Source organism: Citrobacter sp. ABFQG, from assembly GCF_004322975.1.
GTDB classification, from domain to species: domain Bacteria; phylum Pseudomonadota; class Gammaproteobacteria; order Enterobacterales; family Enterobacteriaceae; genus Citrobacter; species Citrobacter freundii.
In genome coordinates this window covers 2,952,666-2,969,962 of the sequence record NZ_CP036435.1, presented here as the reverse complement: position 1 = coordinate 2,969,962, position 17,297 = coordinate 2,952,666, and the positions used below count along the sequence as shown (strand labels likewise).

Below are 17,297 nucleotides of genomic sequence, written 5' to 3'. Positions count from 1 at the left end.
GCCGTCTGGCGGCTTTTTTTACATCCTCAGAACGGACTGGCGTTTTGGGCGTTCATCCACGCTTCACTAATGGGATGCCTGAAGTGCAGTTCACTGGCATGCAGCATCAGTCGCGACACCCTTTCAGTGCCAGGCAGCAGACGCCCGCCATACAAATCACAGCCTAAAATCGGATGTCCCAACAGCTGACAGTGGATCCGCAGTTGGTGGGTTCGCCCGGTTTCAGGCATTAGTTGTACCCGCGTCAAGGGGAGCAACGCCCCCTTTTCCTGACGATGATAAAAGCGCTCGACAACCTGATAGCGCGAGCGTGCGGGTTTGCCGTTGAGAGCACAAATTGACATTAATGGAAACAGCTCCGGGTCTTTGGCAATCGCTGCATCGATAACTCCCTCGTCGTTTTCCAGATGCCCGCATAACAGCGCGCTGTACACCTTAGTGACCGTACGCTGGCTGAACTGCTGGCAAAGCGCAGCGTTGATAGCCTTGTTACGGGCGACCACCATCAGTCCAGAAGTGCCGAAATCAAGCCGATGTACCAGCGTGCAGCCAGGGTAAATCTGTACCAGCCGATGATGTACCGAATCGAGATTCTGCGGATTTTTGCCCGACAAGCTAAGTAACCCGCTGGGTTTATTGATTAGCACCAGATGCTCGTCCCGATAGAGGATCTCTATCTCGTCATGACAAGGCGGGGCAATAAAGGTATCGAGGATCGTAGACATCAGGCGGCCAGAATGAGGTGTGGGGACGGATGATAACGAATTTTCACCGCAGTGGCGAATCGGAGCGCTGACCCAATGGCTGGCATGGTAGAGTGTGATTTATCCTGAGTGCGATGAGAGGGTTATTCTGTGCAACAAATCGATTTTTACATGGTGGATGCTTTTACCACCACGACGTTTGGCGGTAATGCCGCAGCAGTCTGTCCGCTCACGGACTGGTTGCCCGATGAAACATTATTAAAGATGGCGCAGCAGCATAACCAGTCAGAAACCGCTTTTTTTGTCGCCAATGAGAATGGTTTTGAGCTGCGTTGGTTTACCACTCAGGGTGAAATCAATCTGTGTGGGCATGCCACGCTTGCCGCCGCGCATGTCATCTTTGAACATCTGGATTACCCGGATACAAAAATCCATTTTGCTACCCGCTTTGTGGGACCGCTGACGGTCACGCGCAGCGGTGAATGGCTGACGCTCGATTTTCCAGCCTGGCAAAGCGAATCTGCCATGCCGCCCGCTTTACTGCTGGAAACATTAGGCATCACCGAATACAAAGAGATGCGCGTGGCACGCGATTACATGGTGGTGTTGGAAAATCAACAGCAGGTTGAGGCTGTTCGCCCAAACATCCACGCCATGCTTCCGCTGGGGAAAATGGTGTGCATCACCGCGCCGGGTGACGGGGAATACGATTTTGTCAGCCGTTTCTTCTGCCCGGGTGAAGCCGTCGCTGAAGACCCGGTCACAGGCTCGGCACATAGCATGCTGATCCCTTACTGGGCTGCAAAACTGAATAAAACACAGATGCTGGCGCGCCAGGTCTCTGAGCGCGGCGGGGATTTACGCTGTCAGTTAGCAGGAACGCGTGTTTATATCAGTGGACAGGCAATAACTTATCTGACCGGTAAAGTGCTGCTGCGCTAGCAGCCTTACCCGAAATAACCAATCCATGGAGGATTTATGTCGAACAAACTCGTGCAGATACACTTTGATTTTCATGGTCCGTTTGGGGCTGAGATGTCGAGTCAGCTCGTTGAACTGGCCGAATCAATCAACCAGGAGCCGGGGTTCATCTGGAAAATCTGGACCGAGAACGAAGCAAATCACGAAGCGGGTGGCATCTACCTGTTCCGGGACGAAGACACCGCTCAGGCCTATATCAAAAAGCATACCGCCCGTCTGAAGCATCTGGGTGTGGAAGACGTGACGTTCAAAATCTTCGATATCAATGAACCGTTAACTAAAATTAACCACGGTCACATCGGCTAGTATTTTGCCTTAGACGCCCCGACCGGGGCGTTTCTTCACTCTCCTGCCTTCCCCTCTTCGTTCCTACCCAGGTTAGCGATTTACGTTAGCCACATTTGCAATAGTTCGCAAAATCATCACCCGCGAAAATTATCTCTAGCCGAAAGTGGCATATAGGCGTATAAAATAATACAAATTGTATTATTTTATACAAAGTGAATCATTAGCTACAGGAGGTTTATTATGTCCGCGGACATTACACTGAACTCATCTGCTGGAAGCTTCCCGCCAGCAGGTCATTACTCGCACAGTACAACGGCTGGCGGTTTCGTCTTCATTTCTGGGCAATTGCCGGTCACTTTCGACGGCGAGAAAAAAGCGGATGCCTCTTTTGAAGATCAAACCCGGCTGGTGCTACAGAATATTGATGCTTGTCTGGCAGGTGCTGGAGTTTCCCGCCAGCATCTGGTGTCAGTTCGCGTATATGTGACGGATATGAATCAGTGGCCGACGTTTAACAAAATCTATGGGGAGTGGATCGGTGATTTCCGTCCATCCCGTGCAGTAGCCGGTGTTGCGGAACTTCATTATGGTTTTGCGCTGGAAGTTGAAGCTATGGCGTTGGCCCCGCAAGCGTGACATTTAACAACACACAGGTGAACAACAATGACTGAAATGACACTGCCTGATTATAACGATGTTGCCGCTGCGGCAGCGCGCATCGCAGATTATGCTAACAAAACACCGGTGATGACATCCCGAACGGTTAATGAAGAATTTGGCGCGAAAGTCTTCTTTAAGTGCGAAAACTTCCAGAGAATGGGCGCCTTCAAATTTCGCGGCGCTATGAATGCGCTACGCCAGTTCACACCACAACAACGTGCTGCGGGCGTCGTGACGTTTTCTTCCGGTAACCATGCGCAGGCCATTGCACTGTCGGCAAAATTATTGGGGATTCCAGCAACAATTATCATGCCGCATGATGCTCCGGTAGCTAAAGTTGCAGCAACAAAAGGCTATGGCGGAAAGGTGGTAACTTACGATCGCTATACTGAAGATCGTGAAAAAATTGGTCGGGACCTGGCAGAGAAACAGGGGTTAACGCTGATCCCCCCTTACGACCATCCGCACGTGATTGCAGGCCAGGGCACCGCCACAAAAGAGCTGATTGAAGAAGTGGGTCAGTTAGACGCCCTTTTCGTTTGTCTGGGCGGTGGCGGCCTGCTCTCAGGATCCGCTCTGGCGGCCAGACATCTGTCTCCTGACTGCATCGTCTATGGTGTTGAACCTGAGGCGGGTAACGATGGTCAACAGTCGTTTCGTAGCGGAAAAATTGTTCATATCGATACGCCCAAAACCATTGCTGACGGTGCTCAGACCCAACATCTCGGGAACTATACGTTTCAGATTATCCAGCAAAACGTGAACGATATTCTGACGGTTTCAGACGCTGAATTAATCACCTCAATGAAATTTATCGCTGAACGCATGAAAATCGTCGTAGAGCCGACCGGGTGTCTGGGTTTTGCTGCGGCCAGAGCGCGCAAAGCTGAACTTCGCGGCAAGAAAGTCGGCATTATCATCAGCGGCGGAAACGTGGATATCAGCCGCTACAGTGAATTTCTGGCCAGATGATAAACAGGGTATCTGTCATGCAGATACCCTAATGTTACTGTCTGTACATTGCCGTCTGGAAAAACGATCCCAGGTCACTGTAAACTGCTCGCAATCATGGCAACAGGCATCACCGCAGGAGACTGGCATGCCAAAAACCGACAATAACTCGCTTCTCAGCCAAATTGATACTATCGCCAGGGGATTGAGTGAGACCTTCTCTCCGTTTTGCGAAGTGGTGGTTCATGACCTCAAAAATCCTGAACATGCCATTTTATCCATCCATAATAATCTGTCCGGACGTCAACCCGGCCAGCCAGCAACCGAGCTTGGCCTGGCGAGAATCGCATCGCCTGACTTTCCCAGCATCATTGCGAACTACAGTAATCAGTTTGCCGATGGTCGCCCGGTGAAAAGTACCTCAATTGGCATCAAGGATGAAGAAGGCAGATACGTAGCAGCTCTCTGTCTGAATGTAGATATGACGCTGTTTCGTGGTATGCAGAGTGCTCTTGCGCGTTTTACTGAAACCGAAAACTCCCCCATTAAGGAACATATCGATCCCGGCAGTAACGAAGTCATCCGCCAGCGTATTGATGACTTTGCCGCTAAACGCGCTACGACGGCCCGAGCCCTTAAACCTCAAGACCGTAAGCTGCTGATTCAACAATTACGCCAGGACGGTTTGCTGAACGTACGCAAATCTATGGATACGGTGGCACAGCATCTGGGCGTATCAAGGGCCACCGCCTACCTGTATGCCCGCCAGTCAGTTCAGGCGGGTGAATAAACGGGTTCAGTTGAACTGCACCAGCCGCAGCATAAAAAGTCTGATCTTGATTACCGACACGAAGCGCTCCCGCTATACTTTGGCCCGCTTCGTATCCGATATAGCCACCAACCAGTAAACAACGCCCCGCCGCTGGGAAAAATAAACCTTTATTTTCGTAGGTATTTATTGGCACTGAGTCAATAAATGATTTATTTTTGTACATACATAGTGAGATTACGTTTTCCTCAAATAACACCATCAGCATTGATTAAACATCATAATAAAACAAACAAAATCTAACCCATTGATTTAGAGGAATAAAAATAAAGCTGAATTTATTGCATCAATAATACCTATGCAATATATATAAATAGAGTGATATCTAAATTATAATTCTTTTACATCCGGCTGATTGGTGAGGTAAGAATGCGGTTAATCGTAATGTTAGTAAGCTTTGTGCTCACCACCCAGCTCTGGGCAGGTGAACTTCCCCAGCCTTCCGGTACAGTTCTTTTAACGCTGTCCGGTAATATTGAAAATACAAATGCAGACGGGAAAGCCGTTTTTGATACCGCCAGCCTTGAGAAGCTGGGCATGGTCAGTTTCCAGACCACCTCCCCCTGGTATAATGGACGCACTACTTTTACGGGTATTCCACTACAAAAGCTCATGGATTACGTCGGCGCGAGCGGCTCGGTTGTAAAGGTCACTGCGCTCAATGACTACACCACCGTAATCCCTCTCAGTGATTTCAAAAAATACAATGCCATCCTTGCGTTAAAAATCAACGGAAAATATATGCGCATCCGTGATAAAGGTCCTTTATTCATTGTGTACCCCTATGACAGCATGCCGGAACTGAATAATCAGATTTATTATTCAAGGTCTGCTTGGCAGGTCAGTAGTATGGATATTGAGTAAACGTTCAGAGGAACATCATGAACAGAATACTGGCTGGCATCATCTTTTTTCTTTTTATATCTACCGGATATATCTCTTTCCTCGTGCATGAACGGCAACAAGAGTTACAGAAACTGACTCACTACACCGATTCCTGGTCTGCTGCTCAGCTGGTATCACAATATTACCGATTCGAGTCATTGCTGGGTCTTTACACTATCGATGATACGATGAATCTCGATGATGTACGCATGCGCCTCGACATTATGCTCAGCCAGAGTGATTTAATAAAAGAAGGTGACCTGGGGCGCTACATAGAAAGCAATATAGCCCACCGTGAGCTGGCGGTAAAACTTGAAAACACTCTTAGTTTTCTGGATGTTAATCTAGAGAAAATGAACCGTTCAGCACTCCAGGCTTATCTGAAAAAAATGCATACTCTGGATGCGCCACTGGGTCGTCTTTCATCTGGTGCGTTAAACAAAGATGTTAACTCGATCAATAACGCCAACCAAAAAATTCAAACGCTGTACTATATTTACTCAGCAACCTCGGTGCTGCTGATAATACTGAGTGCGATCCTGGGCGTGCTCATTTTCTATCAAAACAGAAATATTCTGCGGGCGCACCTGCAGGTCAAGAGTCTTGCCGAAGAACTGCAGAAATCTAAAGAAAAGCTGCAAATCCAGAATGCTAAACTGGAATATGACGTCTACCATGACTCTCTTACCGAGATGAATAATCGTCAACTATTCTGGAGCGATTTAAATAAAACAATTGAGATAGCAGAAAAAAATCACGATTCTGTGACTGTGATGTTGTTTGATTTAGATCGATTCAAAGAGGTAAATGATACGTATGGTCATGATGCCGGTGATATGTTGCTACGCCAGATATCAGACCGACTGGTTTCAATGAGCCTTACTTCGGATACGCTGTATCGCCTGGGTGGAGATGAATTTGCGTTTCTCTCAAGTGGCCTGACAGAAAGCCACGCCGTTTCGCGGGCCCAGAAAATATGTGAATTTATCAGCCAGCCCTACACTATTTATAACACGATTATCAACATAACCACCTGTGTTGGCATTGTTATCTCAGACACTGAACGTCGTTCCGACTATCTTTATAAATTTGCCGATCTGGCCCTTTATGAAGCCAAAGGTGAAGGCTCAGGTAAGATAAAAGTCTTCCGACAACGAATGTTAGAAAAGCTACAAGAAAGCAGAACGCTTGAGCATGATATGGCATTGGCAATAGTGAACAAAGAATTCGTGGTTTATTACCAGCCCATTGTTGACTCCTTCAGCCAGGAAATTTATAGCTATGAAGCCCTAATTCGTTGGCTCCATCCTCTGAAGGGCCTCCTGTCGCCGGATAGCTTTATTCCTGTTGCTGAAAAAACCGGAATGATTAATGAGATGGGGAAAGCAGTGCTTGAAATTGCCTGCAGGGAAGCGGCTTGTTGGGCGGTTCCTGCTAAAATTTCAGTAAATGTCTCTCCTGTCCAGCTAAGCAGCAAAGCCTTTGTCGGTATCGTACTGTCTATTCTGAAAGAAACTGGACTCCCAGCCGATCGTCTTGAACTGGAAGTAACAGAGTCCTCTCTCTTCACTGAGAGTACGACGCCGATGAATACGCTTAATAAGCTCAGAGCCCTGGGCGTAAAAATTTCCATCGATGATTTTGGTACCGGATATTCTTCTCTTTCGCGCCTGAGCAAGCTTGCCTTCGATAAAATTAAAATAGACAAGTCTTTTGTGCATTCAATATCCACACATGAAGATGCGCTTAATATCATCAAACTGATCACGGGCATGGCGAAATCCCTCAATATGAAGGCTGTTGCTGAAGGTGTTGAAACGCAGGAACAACTAAAAAGCCTTCAGGCGCTGGGCTGCGATTTCGCCCAAGGATATCTGTTTGGTAAACCTCAACCTTGTGTCAATGAGGAAATCAGAAATGGTCAAGTTGTGCCAATAAACAACAGAAAAACGATGCCATGAAGATTTTCTATCAGGCTTCAACTGCCCGTAACGCGCTGAGTGGCAATGTCGACGCTAAAATCACCCTGACCTGAGGTTTAAAAAATGAGCACTTTTCATCAACTTACCGCCACCAGCCTGAATGGTCAGCTTATTTCAATGGCCGACTATGCAGGCAAACTGGTACTGGTGGTTAATACCGCCAGCCATTGTGGCTTTACGCCACAATATGCGGGCCTTGAAGCACTGTATAAGAAATACGACACACAGGGCCTGGTGGTGCTTGGTTTCCCCTGCAACCAGTTTGGTAAGCAGGAACCCGGTGGGGCCGACGAAATCGCGCAGACCTGCTACGTCAACTACGGCGTGAGTTTTCCAATGTTTGAGAAAGTGGAGGTTAACGGTGCCGCTACACACCCGGTATTTCGTTACCTGAAAGATGAATTACCCGGCATACTGGGTGGGAGGATCAAGTGGAACTTCACTAAATTCCTGGTCGGACGCGACGGAAAACCGCTTAAGCGTTTTGCCCCCTTCACCACTCCAGAAAAAATAGAAACCGTCATCCTTGATGCACTAAAAATCTAATGGTTGCTGTCATTCGAATATCACATTAATACTGTGGATATTCATTGGTTTTTATCTTCAGTAAGTCACCGTTTTAGCCAAAATAAGCGGCAATCTTCAGCTAAAGTTGGTAAATCCCCTGAACGGTTCTATAGTCTGGACTGCTTTTCATTACAGGGTTCACTAATGCGATTTAACGGACTGACTAAAGGTTTCTTCATTTTCATACTTGCCCTCGTGACCTGGGCGTTCTTCGATGTGCTGTCCCCCTACTTTTCCGCCATTTTGTGGGCCGCGATATTAACGACTATCTTTAACCCGATAAAAAACAGACTGCGCAGCGCGCTTGGCGAACGCAACGGACTGGCATCGTTGATTACCATCGTCATTATCTGTCTGATTGTCTTTATCCCGCTGATGGTAATCCTGTCATCGCTGGCCATTGAACTGAACGTGGTGTACACCAAACTGCAACAGAATGACACGCAGTTCCCGGAGGTCGTCGCTTCTGTTCTTTCGTATCTTCCTGACTGGGCCAGAGGTTTTCTGGCAGAACACAATCTGGATGATGTCGCGCAGATCCAGAAAAAACTGTCCGATGTCGTGCTGCAGGGTGGACAATACCTCGCCGGCAGCGCGTTCCTGATTGGTAAAGGAACATTCGGCTTTGCTATTAGCTTTGGCATCATGCTGTATCTACTGTTCTTCTTACTGAAGGACGGACCGTACCTGGTGCGCCAGATTCTGGACTCATTACCGCTTTCTGATTTTGCCAAACAGCACCTGTTTGCAAAATTCGTCGGCGTGACGCGGGCAACCGTCAAGGGCACGGCGGTCGTCGCTTTGGTTCAGGGTATTCTTGGCGGCATCGCGTTTGCGATTGTAGATATCGACGGTAGCGTTCTGTGGGGCGCGTTGATGGCGTTTCTCTCCCTCGTGCCCGCCGTCGGTTCAGCGATCGTCTGGGTACCAGCAGCAATATTTCTGTTCGCCACCCATCAGCTATGGCAAGGGCTGTTTATCGTTGGCTTCTTTGTGATTATCGTTGGGCTGGTGGACAATATCCTGCGCCCGCTGCTGGTAGGTAAAGACACCAAAATGCCGGACTATCTGATTTTGATTACCACTCTCGGCGGCATGGAGATCTACGGTATTAACGGCTTTGTGATTGGCCCCCTGGTTGCTGCACTTTTCATAACCTGCTGGAACCTGTTTTCCGGGCGTGACCATGAAGGTAACGTGGAAGGAATCGACGAAGCCTTTATGGAAGAAGGAAAAAATCCTCCAGATTTTTGATTGCAGGACGATAACAGAAGGCGGTTTCGGGACCGCCTTTTTTATTTTCACGCAAAATCATACGTTTTCTATAATTTCAATCATGCGTATTCATTAATCGTCGCAGAAGGAACTAATCAGTGCGAATTGCCACAATCACCAACTGGGCCTATAGCGCGACGGTATGTCTGACCATCGCCTCCGGTATTGTCATGCTGATGGCATCCAGCGCCGATAACACCGAACGCCAGGTGGTAGAGCAGCGTTATCAATTCGATCAGTTGACCGAAGAAGTGGAGCTTGACGCCTGGTCTCTGTCCGACCTGGCGCGCGACTATGTTATTGCAAAAGATCCTGAGGTGCTCAACGCCTACCGTCAGAAAGAAGCGTCGCTGAAAGCCGTTGAGCATCGTCTGTCGAAGCTCAAAGACCTTGGTGCAACGGATGAAGAGCTGGCGCTATTGCACGAAGGGCTGCAGATTGTGGATGCTCTGCAGGATGAGCAGGCCGAGGCGCTTGCCAGCGTCGCGCGTGGAGAAGAGTCGCAGGCTATCCCCCTGCTGTACGGGAAAGCCTATGAACAGGAACTGGAGCGAGCCCAGGACCGTATAGATCATTTCCGCCAGTTACTCGATAGCCGCGTACGCAACACGATTGAAGATGCAACCCAGTCATCCCGCATGCTGCGGACGGCTTCCGAAGTGATGGTCGGTCTGACGGCGCTGCTGTTTTTATTCGTTCTCGGTTTCATTTTAAAGCGTCGTGTCCTGCGCCCCGTCGTGCGTTTGAGCGATGTCGTAAACCGTCTCGCATCGCAGGATTATGCCGTTGAGACGCCCAGCTTTAACCAGATAGACGAAATAGGCGACATGGCACAGGCGATCCGGATCTTCCGCGAGAACGGTCTGGCTCGTCAGAGACTGGAGAAGGAGCGAGATGCCGACTGGGCAATCCGCGATCTGCTGGCACGTATGACGCAGCGCCTGCAGGGCTGCGAGAATTTTGCCGATGTCATCAATGTGGCGGAACTGTTTGCACCAAATATTGCCCCAGGTATTGCCGGGCGGCTTTACATACTGGACCGGGAACCCTGGCAAATGCGCTGCGTTGCACAATGGCTCTCACCGCAGGGTAAAGCGGATGCGTTCCACCCGGACGAATGCTGGGCTGTGCGCCGCGGCCAGAGCCACCCTCCGGTACAAGGTGAACCCGATATCGCCTGCTACCATCTGCCGGACTCATGCCAGCAGCATACCCTGTGCGTTCCACTGATTGCCCAGGGAGAAGCCATCGGTCTGCTCTCATTCCAGAACCTTAGCGATGATTCCACCCCTTCTCGTGCGTATCTGGAGCTAATGGCAGAAGCACTCGGCCTCGCATTAGCCAACCAGCGTCTGCGTGACGCCCTGCTGGAGAAAGCGCTCTACGATCCGCTAACTGGTCTGCGTAACCGTCATCATCTGGAAGATACCTTACGCACTCAGATGAGCCAGGCCGTCCGCAACAAGGAGCCGATCAGTTGCCTGATGATCGATATCGACCATTTTAAAAATATTAACGATCGCTTTGGTCACGAGGCGGGAGACAGCGTGATAAAAAGTATCGCCGCCACCATTCAGCGCGTGGTTCACGACAGCGGCATGGCCTTCCGCTATGGCGGTGAGGAGTTTCTGGTGCTGCTGGCCAATACGGATGAACAGGCCGCCAACCGCCTTGCGACGGATATTTATAACGGCGTACGCGAACTGTCGCTGCGCTTTGGCGTCTCTGAAATTGGTCACGTCGATGTCTCTATTGGCGTAGCCAGCTATCCGCAGCACGCCCAGAGCGACAACCTGCTGCGTGCTGCAGACGTGGCGCTGTATCGCGCTAAAGAGCTGGGACGTTCGCGCATCGTGAGCTTTGGCATGCTGGAGGCCAGTTGAACATGGCTTTACCTCAACGCCAGGCGGTGATATGTTAATTCAATGAACACAAAACACGATATCACCGCTTTTAATTACAACCTGTGGTGGCTGTCTTCTTAAAGGCGGTCAGAATGTGTTTTTCCCATTTTTAGATAACCGCCGAAAGGCGGTTATTTGCATTTAGAGACCCCTTTCGGTTTTATGACTAAGGAGTCTTACATGAACAATAAAACCATCATCCTCACTGGCGATCGTCCCACCGGCCCGCTGCATCTTGGCCATTATGTGGGGTCATTGCGCCAGCGCGCCGCGCTGCAACATGATTATCGGCAGTTTATATTGGTGGCTGACCTGCAAGGACTAACCGATAACGGCAGCACACCGCAAAAGATCCGCGACAATATTCCCGAGGTACTTGCCGACTATCTTGCCGCAGGAATAGATCCTTCACTGACCACTATTTGTTTGCAATCGGCCCTGCCTGCCCTTGCGGAATTGACCGCGCTTTATATGAATATCGTCACCGTGGCTCGCGTAGAGCGTAATCCTACGGTTAAAAACGAAATTGCGCAGATAGGCTTTGCCCGCTCGTTACCGGTTGGTTTTCTGGTTTATCCCATCAGTCAGGCGGCAGATATTACGGCCTTCAAAGCCGAAGTGGTTCCCGTCGGCGACGATCAGTTGCCAATGATTGAGCAGACTAATGAAATCGTGCACAAGATGAATAGCCTGTTACCGGCCCCCGTCTTATCGCACTGCAAAGCGCTGCTGAGTGAAACCAGCCGCCTACCAGGGATCGACGGGAATGCCAAAATGTCAAAATCGCTTGGTAATACATTGCTCCTGTCAGCCAGCGAAGAAACCATTCATCACGCGGTCAGTGCAATGTACACCGACCCCAATCATCTGAAAGTATCCGACCCGGGGCAAATCGACGGCAATATGGTATTCACTTACCTCGACGCTTTTCATCCGGATAAAGCAAAAGTGGCGGAAATGAAAGCGCATTACCAACGGGGTGGGCTGGGTGACCGGACATGCAAAAACGAGCTGGAGGTGTGCTTGCAGGAACTCATCGCCCCAATGCGCGAGCTGCGGGCAACCTACATTCAGGATAAAGGCATGCTGATGGCAATGCTCAAAAAAGGCAGCGAACAGGCGCACGAGATGACACAGCAGACATTAAGAGAAGTGAAGCAAGGGCTGGGTTTGCCGGTGTTCTGAACTCGACCTATTACAGTCGGCCCAATAAATAAAGACAGCTCCCAACGAGTTACCTTCGCCGGGAGCTTTCAGAATCTTCCCCACGTTTTATCAGCAAAATGCACTAATGTTTTATTTCGAAATCAAAACCTCATTTCAGGCGATGGCCCCTCTGAGAAAAGGCATGGATTGTCGCCGAAGAGACTATGCTACTCAACGAGTGGCAAAAGGAAGCATTTCATCTGTATCTACAGACAAAGATGCCCGTTTTTCAATGTGAGTTAAACCAATGGAAAGTCGATCATTTATTCTCATATTAGTTCAAACTGGAGATGCTGTTATCATTACCCCTATAATAGGAGCATTAAATATATTATAACGCTCCTATTGAACCTACCGCTTTGGTTAGGTAATGCTTATAGTTTAAAACGTTAGAGAAATTTACTCGGCTAAATATCCACCATCAATTGGATAAACTCCTCCGGTACAGAATGCGGATTTGTCTGATAGCAAAAACAATATGAAGTCTGCTATTTCTTGCATTTTTGCCATCCTTTTCATAGGGTGGCTATTGGCGAAGCTATGTACGATATTTTCAGGAAGTGCACTCATTCGCGGGGTCTGGACATAACCAGGAGCGACTGCATTTACTCGAATTCCTTGACATGCAAATTCTAGCGCTGCGGTTTGGGTTAAACCAATTATACCATGCTTAGCCACGGTGTAAGGCGCTAATCCAGGAATGCCAACCAGGCCATTTACGGCAGATAAATTCACTATTGAGCCACCAAACTTCATCATCTGAGGTATTTCATATTTTAGGCAGTAAAAAACTCCGCTCAATGAGGTGGCAATAACCTTATCCCAGTTCTCAACTGTTTGCTCTGTTATGTTTTTACCATGATCACCTGTTAAGCCTGCATTATTTACAGCATAATCAAGTCTGCCGAAGCGTTCGATAACCTCATCGATCATTTGTCGTACTTGTTCGGGCTGTGATACATCACATCCGATCCCCATCGCTTGTTGACCCTGTGAAGATAATTGTTTCGCTTTTTGTTTAGCCTGCTCTGACGAACGGGCGACAATAATGACCTTAGCACCATGTATGTGTAATTGCTTTGCGACGGCCTCACCTATTCCTGTAGTGCTTCCTGTTATCACAGCAATTTTATTTTGGAAATTCATACTCCCCCCAAAGATGTAGAATTGAACCTTTCATCTGGGTTAGTATACAAATGAGCTGTGACAGTTTTTGTCAGTACTCTTTCTCCTCGCTAATCCCTTCTTTTACTCTCCATTTTTTCAATAAAACCGCCCTGCTTTCACTATAAAAGGAATCCAGTTGCTCAATTTCCTTAATTTTGTCAGTCCTAAAGTGGCGAAAATCATTTCTCATCTCACACCATGCAACCAAAAGCCAACATGACTCCATGTATACCAACCCAATGGGCCATATGACTCGAGAAGAGTAAGAGTCTTTCTTATCACAATACTTTATTTTGATTCTCTTTCGCTTTTTAATAGCATTGCGAATATCTTCAAAAAACATCTCATTTTTTTCTGAAGGACCAATCAGATAGGATTGACTTTCAATAAGATTTTTCAACTCACCGGAAATGACGGTATGTATTTTGGCAAGTGCATTCTTAGCGATAATTTTGAAATCATGGTCCGTATTATGAGAGACCCAATTCAATCCAAGCGTAATAGCATTGACTTCTTCATGAGACAGGTTTAAGGGTGGCAAATGAAAATCAGATTTAACGATATAACCAATTCCAGCACCACCTTCAATGCATACCCCTTGATGCTGCAGCGTTTTTATATCTCTGTAAAGGGAACGCACACTTATCCCTAATCTTTCTGAGAGTGTGGATGCAGTGATCGGATATCTTTGTGCCCTTAATATCTGTAGTAATTCGAGAAGCCTTTCTGTTCTAGTCATAGTGATAAATCCATCATGATCCTGAGACGATTTCTTAAAGCATCTATTAGATAAGCATCTTAGTACAAAGCAAGTGTAGATGGCTAAGTTGAACTGCCCCAAGGTCTGATACCGCGCTAAGTTCGTAATGCGTTCATCAGTGCGTCTGTTTTGAGGACACATTTCATCTCATTGCAGGTGGGTTGTAGCCATTCATCGCTTTTGTCGCCGGCAATACTGTGTCGGAAAGGCCACGGACTCCGACCAACTGCGGGGGATCTGTGGGGGATGAAATCAACGGCACGATCCGGAAAGAAGCGGAAAAGCAGCCCGTCCTGTGTCCACTCAGGCGCGGTACACTGGAGCCAACAATGGATATCCTTACGCATCACGCGATATGGACATGGAACCGCAAGGCGTCATTACAAAACATTCGTAAAGCTTTTCGGATAGTATATCGTGCTGTGGGTGTGAGTGAATTCAGGCAACGGGCAGATATCACCGCAATTTTTACTCTGAACTATCAATTATGAGTCCCCTTTAATCATCAATATTATTGTTGAGACCTGACAATGGTCATTACAGGCTTTATTTCTAATTTTCAGCACCAGATACCCGCTGATATTTATAGAACACATCTGTAATTTACTCCTTATTGGTGTAACGTGTAACTATATATTTCACTGAGTAACCAAATAATAGTAATTATGATTGCGCGTGAAACTATTAGTGTATTCATGACTGTGAGATAAGTAGATCGTTATCATATATTATCTTTATATTTCATGAAGATACAACCAAACCTCAAATTCATTTAATTTATTGAAACAATCGTTTAACCTGTTTTGATAGCTTTATTCTATTGATGATTTACTGACCGATCGATATTAACTTGTTTTAAGAGTAAAGGATGTTTGCAATACTTTTATGGCCGAAATATATTTCAACAAATAAATCAACATAAACAAATAGTAAACGGAGTCGCTAATGCACTTGAAATACAATATATCTAACGTTAACGCCAGAATCGGTCGATTCGTTCGTAGCAACCGACAAAAAATGAATATGAGCGCAGAAGAGTTAGCTGTTGAGTTAAATATATGTCAGCAGCATGTATCACGGTTTGAACGGGGGCAGTGCGCTTTTACGTTAGAGTTTATTCTGCGAATTCTGAACGTTTTTAACATAAGACTGAGTCATCTTGTCAGTGAAGTTTTCTATGAGGATTCACAGGTATTTAGCAAGGCCAGAAACATTATCCAAAACAATTCAATGACTAAGACCATTAATTAACGAGCTTGATTTTTTAAAAACAGCATTTACTGGACAATATTCTTCAAGAGAAACTAAATACAACATATTGCTTTTGTATTTCTCTAATTTTTACCGGGTGTGAATATCTAAAACCTGCTACGTGAAGAAAGTCATGCTCCGCATCGCCATGTTTACTTGAATAAAGTGAACATGGCGCTGCACAGGCGTTGTATTTTTAAATCCATAATTAGGAATATTACTTAAATGAAATTAAATAAACTACTGGTTGCTTTATCACTTACTTTTATTTCCGGCTCAGTCCTTGCGGCAGGTGGAGACACGGCCACGCTTAAAGTCACCGGAAAATTAGTGCCGGGCGCATGCGCCGTCAATCTGGATAACGCCGGTATTGTTGACTACGGAACAATGTTAATGACGAACCTGTCTGCAACTGAAGACAATCAACTGCCGGAAAAACGTATTAATATGGGTATTAAATGCAATTCCGAACGACTTGTTGCGTATACCCTTCATGATGAACGTAGAGATTCTCTTTATAATGGTGTGATTAAAAATGCCACCGTTGATGGCAGCGATATACCCGCAAGCAGCAATCAATTTGGTCTGGGGCTTACGAACGACGGTGAAACAACACTGGGGGCATATACTGTTATTAACTGGTTCCCTGATATGACTTATTCGGGTAGCACTGACAATCTGGTGTTTATCAGTAAAAAAATTACCAGCGACGACTGGTCACGCACGGCCTCTGGCAGCACCGTAAACGGCGTGGATGTTGCGGCCAGGTTACACACCTTAGGAAATCCTGATACATTAACCCCGGCAGCTTTCTCTGAATTGAAAGTCCCATTATCTATTAAAGGAGTTCTTCGCAAAGGGGAAGACCTTAAGATTACGGATGAAACGAATCTCGACGGTGAGGCAACGATTTCTCTGGTTTATCTTTAATAATATCCCGTAAATTAATACGATAAAATCAATTTTATCGACTCTGTTTATTACCGGGCCATGTTCTAATGGCCCGGTAAATATACTGGAATAACTACAATGCGTCAGCCATTTTTCTTCTGGAAAGTTCTTTTCATTCTTTCACTTTTCCTGATATGCGTCCCACAGGTTAGTATGGCCACCGGAATGCAGCCTGACAGTTCCCTTTTACTGATCCAGGAAAAGGAAAGCGGAGGCAGCATGAATGTCACCAATACAGACAATATCCCTTCCCTGCTTTACACACAGGTCATTAATGTTGACGGTGAGGATGACACGATTAAACTCCTGCCGACTCAGCCGGTAGTCCGGGTTGAAGGAGGTAAGACTCAGCAAGTTCGATTTATTCTTAAAACGGAAAAGCCGCTAATTACTGAGCATCTTAAACGTGTCATTTTCGAAGGTATCCCCCCAAAAATTCCCGGTAGTAACAAAATTGGTATTACCATACGTCAGAATTTACCCGTACTTATTCATCCAGAAGGATTACCGGAACGAAAAGATCCCTGGACGTTACTTACATGGCATAAAGAAGGCAATCAGCTGAAAGTTACTAATCCAGGCCCCTATGTCGTCCGCCTGGCCCAGCAGTTTGTCACACTACCGTCGAAGACACAATTTGACCTCGGGAGAACGTATTTACTGCCGGGCCAGCATATAACCTTATCATCAGCATCCTCGCTTACGGCTGATAACGAAGTACGTTTTGTTCCAGTCAGCCGTTACGGTGTTCAGGTGTCGGAGTTTATTGCTTCGCTAAATTGAAAGAAACTTTAGCGCCAGACCGGATGTCAGGTTTCAACGCTGAATATTTATTATAAAAACCTATTTCGCATCAGAACGATTTATATCCGAGCTCCTGCAAGGATAGCTATAAGGTTAATAAATGCCCTTTAATTTAATCAGAACATTGCCTGT

At 46.9% G+C, this 17,297-nt stretch carries 17 protein-coding genes and 1 pseudogene; 14 read left to right on the top strand and 4 right to left on the bottom strand.

Features of this window, described 5'->3' with window-relative positions; all coding sequences use genetic code 11:
• Positions 1 to 26: 26 nt before the first annotated feature.
• Positions 27 to 725, bottom strand: coding sequence for an RluA family pseudouridine synthase (locus WN16_RS14585; RefSeq protein ID WP_044699916.1), 699 nt, complete (start codon positions 723 to 725; stop codon positions 27 to 29).
• A 129-nt stretch (positions 726 to 854) separates the two neighbouring features.
• Between WN16_RS14585 and WN16_RS14580 the strand changes: the two genes are divergently transcribed.
• The 11 genes from WN16_RS14580 (at position 855) to trpS (ending at position 12,211) form a co-directional block, all read left to right on the top strand.
• Entirely contained in the window at positions 855 to 1,646 is a 792-nt protein-coding gene (locus WN16_RS14580; protein ID WP_044699919.1) for a PhzF family phenazine biosynthesis protein, read from the top strand.
• Positions 1,647 to 1,682: 36 nt separating this feature from the next.
• Positions 1,683 to 1,991 (top strand): monooxygenase, encoded by a 309-nt coding sequence (locus WN16_RS14575; RefSeq protein WP_003836470.1) that lies wholly within the window; start codon positions 1,683 to 1,685, stop codon positions 1,989 to 1,991.
• Positions 1,992 to 2,213: 222 nt separating this feature from the next.
• On the top strand, positions 2,214 to 2,609 hold the full coding sequence (locus WN16_RS14570; protein ID WP_003029233.1) for a RidA family protein: 396 nt from the start codon (positions 2,214 to 2,216) through the stop codon (positions 2,607 to 2,609).
• A gap of 27 nt (positions 2,610 to 2,636) precedes the next feature.
• Positions 2,637 to 3,605, top strand: coding sequence for a threo-3-hydroxy-L-aspartate ammonia-lyase (locus WN16_RS14565; RefSeq protein WP_044699921.1), 969 nt, complete (start codon positions 2,637 to 2,639; stop codon positions 3,603 to 3,605).
• Positions 3,606 to 3,732: 127 nt separating this feature from the next.
• Positions 3,733 to 4,374: a PAS domain-containing protein gene (locus tag WN16_RS14560; protein ID WP_003029239.1), complete on the top strand. Its 642-nt coding sequence runs from the start codon at positions 3,733 to 3,735 to the stop codon at positions 4,372 to 4,374.
• 408 nt (positions 4,375 to 4,782) lie between these two features.
• A complete protein-coding gene (locus tag WN16_RS14555; RefSeq protein WP_003029241.1) occupies positions 4,783 to 5,277 on the top strand; it encodes a molybdopterin-dependent oxidoreductase in 495 nt (164 codons plus the stop codon).
• A gap of 17 nt (positions 5,278 to 5,294) precedes the next feature.
• Positions 5,295 to 7,259: a GGDEF domain-containing phosphodiesterase gene (locus WN16_RS14550; RefSeq protein ID WP_003029244.1), complete on the top strand. Its 1,965-nt coding sequence runs from the start codon at positions 5,295 to 5,297 to the stop codon at positions 7,257 to 7,259.
• 84 nt (positions 7,260 to 7,343) lie between these two features.
• Positions 7,344 to 7,826, top strand: a complete 483-nt coding sequence (locus WN16_RS14545; RefSeq protein WP_003843523.1) for a glutathione peroxidase — start codon at positions 7,344 to 7,346, stop codon at positions 7,824 to 7,826.
• Between the two features lie 165 nt (positions 7,827 to 7,991).
• Positions 7,992 to 9,101 (top strand): AI-2E family transporter, encoded by a 1,110-nt coding sequence (locus WN16_RS14540; protein ID WP_044699926.1) that lies wholly within the window; start codon positions 7,992 to 7,994, stop codon positions 9,099 to 9,101.
• 119 nt (positions 9,102 to 9,220) lie between these two features.
• The gene (locus tag WN16_RS14535; RefSeq protein ID WP_044699928.1) at positions 9,221 to 11,005 is read left to right on the top strand and encodes a diguanylate cyclase; all 1,785 of its coding nucleotides are present in this window, start codon (positions 9,221 to 9,223) and stop codon (positions 11,003 to 11,005) included.
• A gap of 201 nt (positions 11,006 to 11,206) precedes the next feature.
• Positions 11,207 to 12,211, top strand: coding sequence for a tryptophan--tRNA ligase (trpS, locus tag WN16_RS14530; RefSeq protein WP_103790815.1), 1,005 nt, complete (start codon positions 11,207 to 11,209; stop codon positions 12,209 to 12,211).
• Positions 12,212 to 12,631: 420 nt separating this feature from the next.
• On the opposite strand, the gene WN16_RS14525 is transcribed toward trpS, so the two are convergent.
• The 3 genes and pseudogenes from WN16_RS14525 to WN16_RS24565 form a co-directional block, all read right to left on the bottom strand.
• Positions 12,632 to 13,378, bottom strand: coding sequence for an SDR family NAD(P)-dependent oxidoreductase (locus tag WN16_RS14525; RefSeq protein ID WP_003029256.1), 747 nt, complete (start codon positions 13,376 to 13,378; stop codon positions 12,632 to 12,634).
• Positions 13,379 to 13,448: 70 nt separating this feature from the next.
• On the bottom strand, positions 13,449 to 14,138 hold the full coding sequence (locus WN16_RS14520) for a YafY family protein (protein WP_003836487.1): 690 nt from the start codon (positions 14,136 to 14,138) through the stop codon (positions 13,449 to 13,451).
• 134 nt (positions 14,139 to 14,272) lie between these two features.
• Positions 14,273 to 14,356 (bottom strand): annotated as a pseudogene (locus WN16_RS24565) (DNA methylase); the annotation flags it as partial.
• A 748-nt stretch (positions 14,357 to 15,104) separates the two neighbouring features.
• Here WN16_RS24565 and WN16_RS14510 point away from each other — a divergent pair.
• From WN16_RS14510 to WN16_RS14500, 3 genes are all read left to right on the top strand, one after another.
• On the top strand, positions 15,105 to 15,410 hold the full coding sequence (locus WN16_RS14510) for a helix-turn-helix transcriptional regulator (RefSeq protein ID WP_003836489.1): 306 nt from the start codon (positions 15,105 to 15,107) through the stop codon (positions 15,408 to 15,410).
• A gap of 225 nt (positions 15,411 to 15,635) precedes the next feature.
• Positions 15,636 to 16,340, top strand: a complete 705-nt coding sequence (locus tag WN16_RS14505) for a DUF1120 domain-containing protein (RefSeq protein ID WP_016150178.1) — start codon at positions 15,636 to 15,638, stop codon at positions 16,338 to 16,340.
• A 99-nt stretch (positions 16,341 to 16,439) separates the two neighbouring features.
• Positions 16,440 to 17,144, top strand: a complete 705-nt coding sequence (locus tag WN16_RS14500; protein ID WP_003029264.1) for a fimbria/pilus chaperone family protein — start codon at positions 16,440 to 16,442, stop codon at positions 17,142 to 17,144.
• Positions 17,145 to 17,297: the final 153 nt, after the last annotated feature.

Bases quoted from the DNA above. Each gene is read 5' to 3' on its own strand.
- WN16_RS14585 (WP_044699916.1), bottom strand. From the start codon at position 725: ATGTCTACGATCCTCGATACCTTTATTGCCCCGCCTTGTCATGACGAG.
- WN16_RS14575 (WP_003836470.1), top strand. From the start codon at position 1,683: ATGTCGAACAAACTCGTGCAGATACACTTTGATTTTCATGGTCCGTTT.
- WN16_RS14570 (WP_003029233.1), top strand. From the start codon at position 2,214: ATGTCCGCGGACATTACACTGAACTCATCTGCTGGAAGCTTCCCGCCA.
- WN16_RS14565 (WP_044699921.1), top strand. From the start codon at position 2,637: ATGACTGAAATGACACTGCCTGATTATAACGATGTTGCCGCTGCGGCA.
- WN16_RS14560 (WP_003029239.1), top strand. From the start codon at position 3,733: ATGCCAAAAACCGACAATAACTCGCTTCTCAGCCAAATTGATACTATC.
- WN16_RS14555 (WP_003029241.1), top strand. From the start codon at position 4,783: ATGCGGTTAATCGTAATGTTAGTAAGCTTTGTGCTCACCACCCAGCTC.
- WN16_RS14550 (WP_003029244.1), top strand. From the start codon at position 5,295: ATGAACAGAATACTGGCTGGCATCATCTTTTTTCTTTTTATATCTACC.
- WN16_RS14545 (WP_003843523.1), top strand. From the start codon at position 7,344: ATGAGCACTTTTCATCAACTTACCGCCACCAGCCTGAATGGTCAGCTT.
- WN16_RS14540 (WP_044699926.1), top strand. From the start codon at position 7,992: ATGCGATTTAACGGACTGACTAAAGGTTTCTTCATTTTCATACTTGCC.
- trpS (WP_103790815.1), top strand. From the start codon at position 11,207: ATGAACAATAAAACCATCATCCTCACTGGCGATCGTCCCACCGGCCCG.
- WN16_RS14525 (WP_003029256.1), bottom strand. From the start codon at position 13,378: ATGAATTTCCAAAATAAAATTGCTGTGATAACAGGAAGCACTACAGGA.
- WN16_RS14520 (WP_003836487.1), bottom strand. From the start codon at position 14,138: ATGACTAGAACAGAAAGGCTTCTCGAATTACTACAGATATTAAGGGCA.
- WN16_RS14510 (WP_003836489.1), top strand. From the start codon at position 15,105: ATGCACTTGAAATACAATATATCTAACGTTAACGCCAGAATCGGTCGA.
- WN16_RS14505 (WP_016150178.1), top strand. From the start codon at position 15,636: ATGAAATTAAATAAACTACTGGTTGCTTTATCACTTACTTTTATTTCC.
- WN16_RS14500 (WP_003029264.1), top strand. From the start codon at position 16,440: ATGCGTCAGCCATTTTTCTTCTGGAAAGTTCTTTTCATTCTTTCACTT.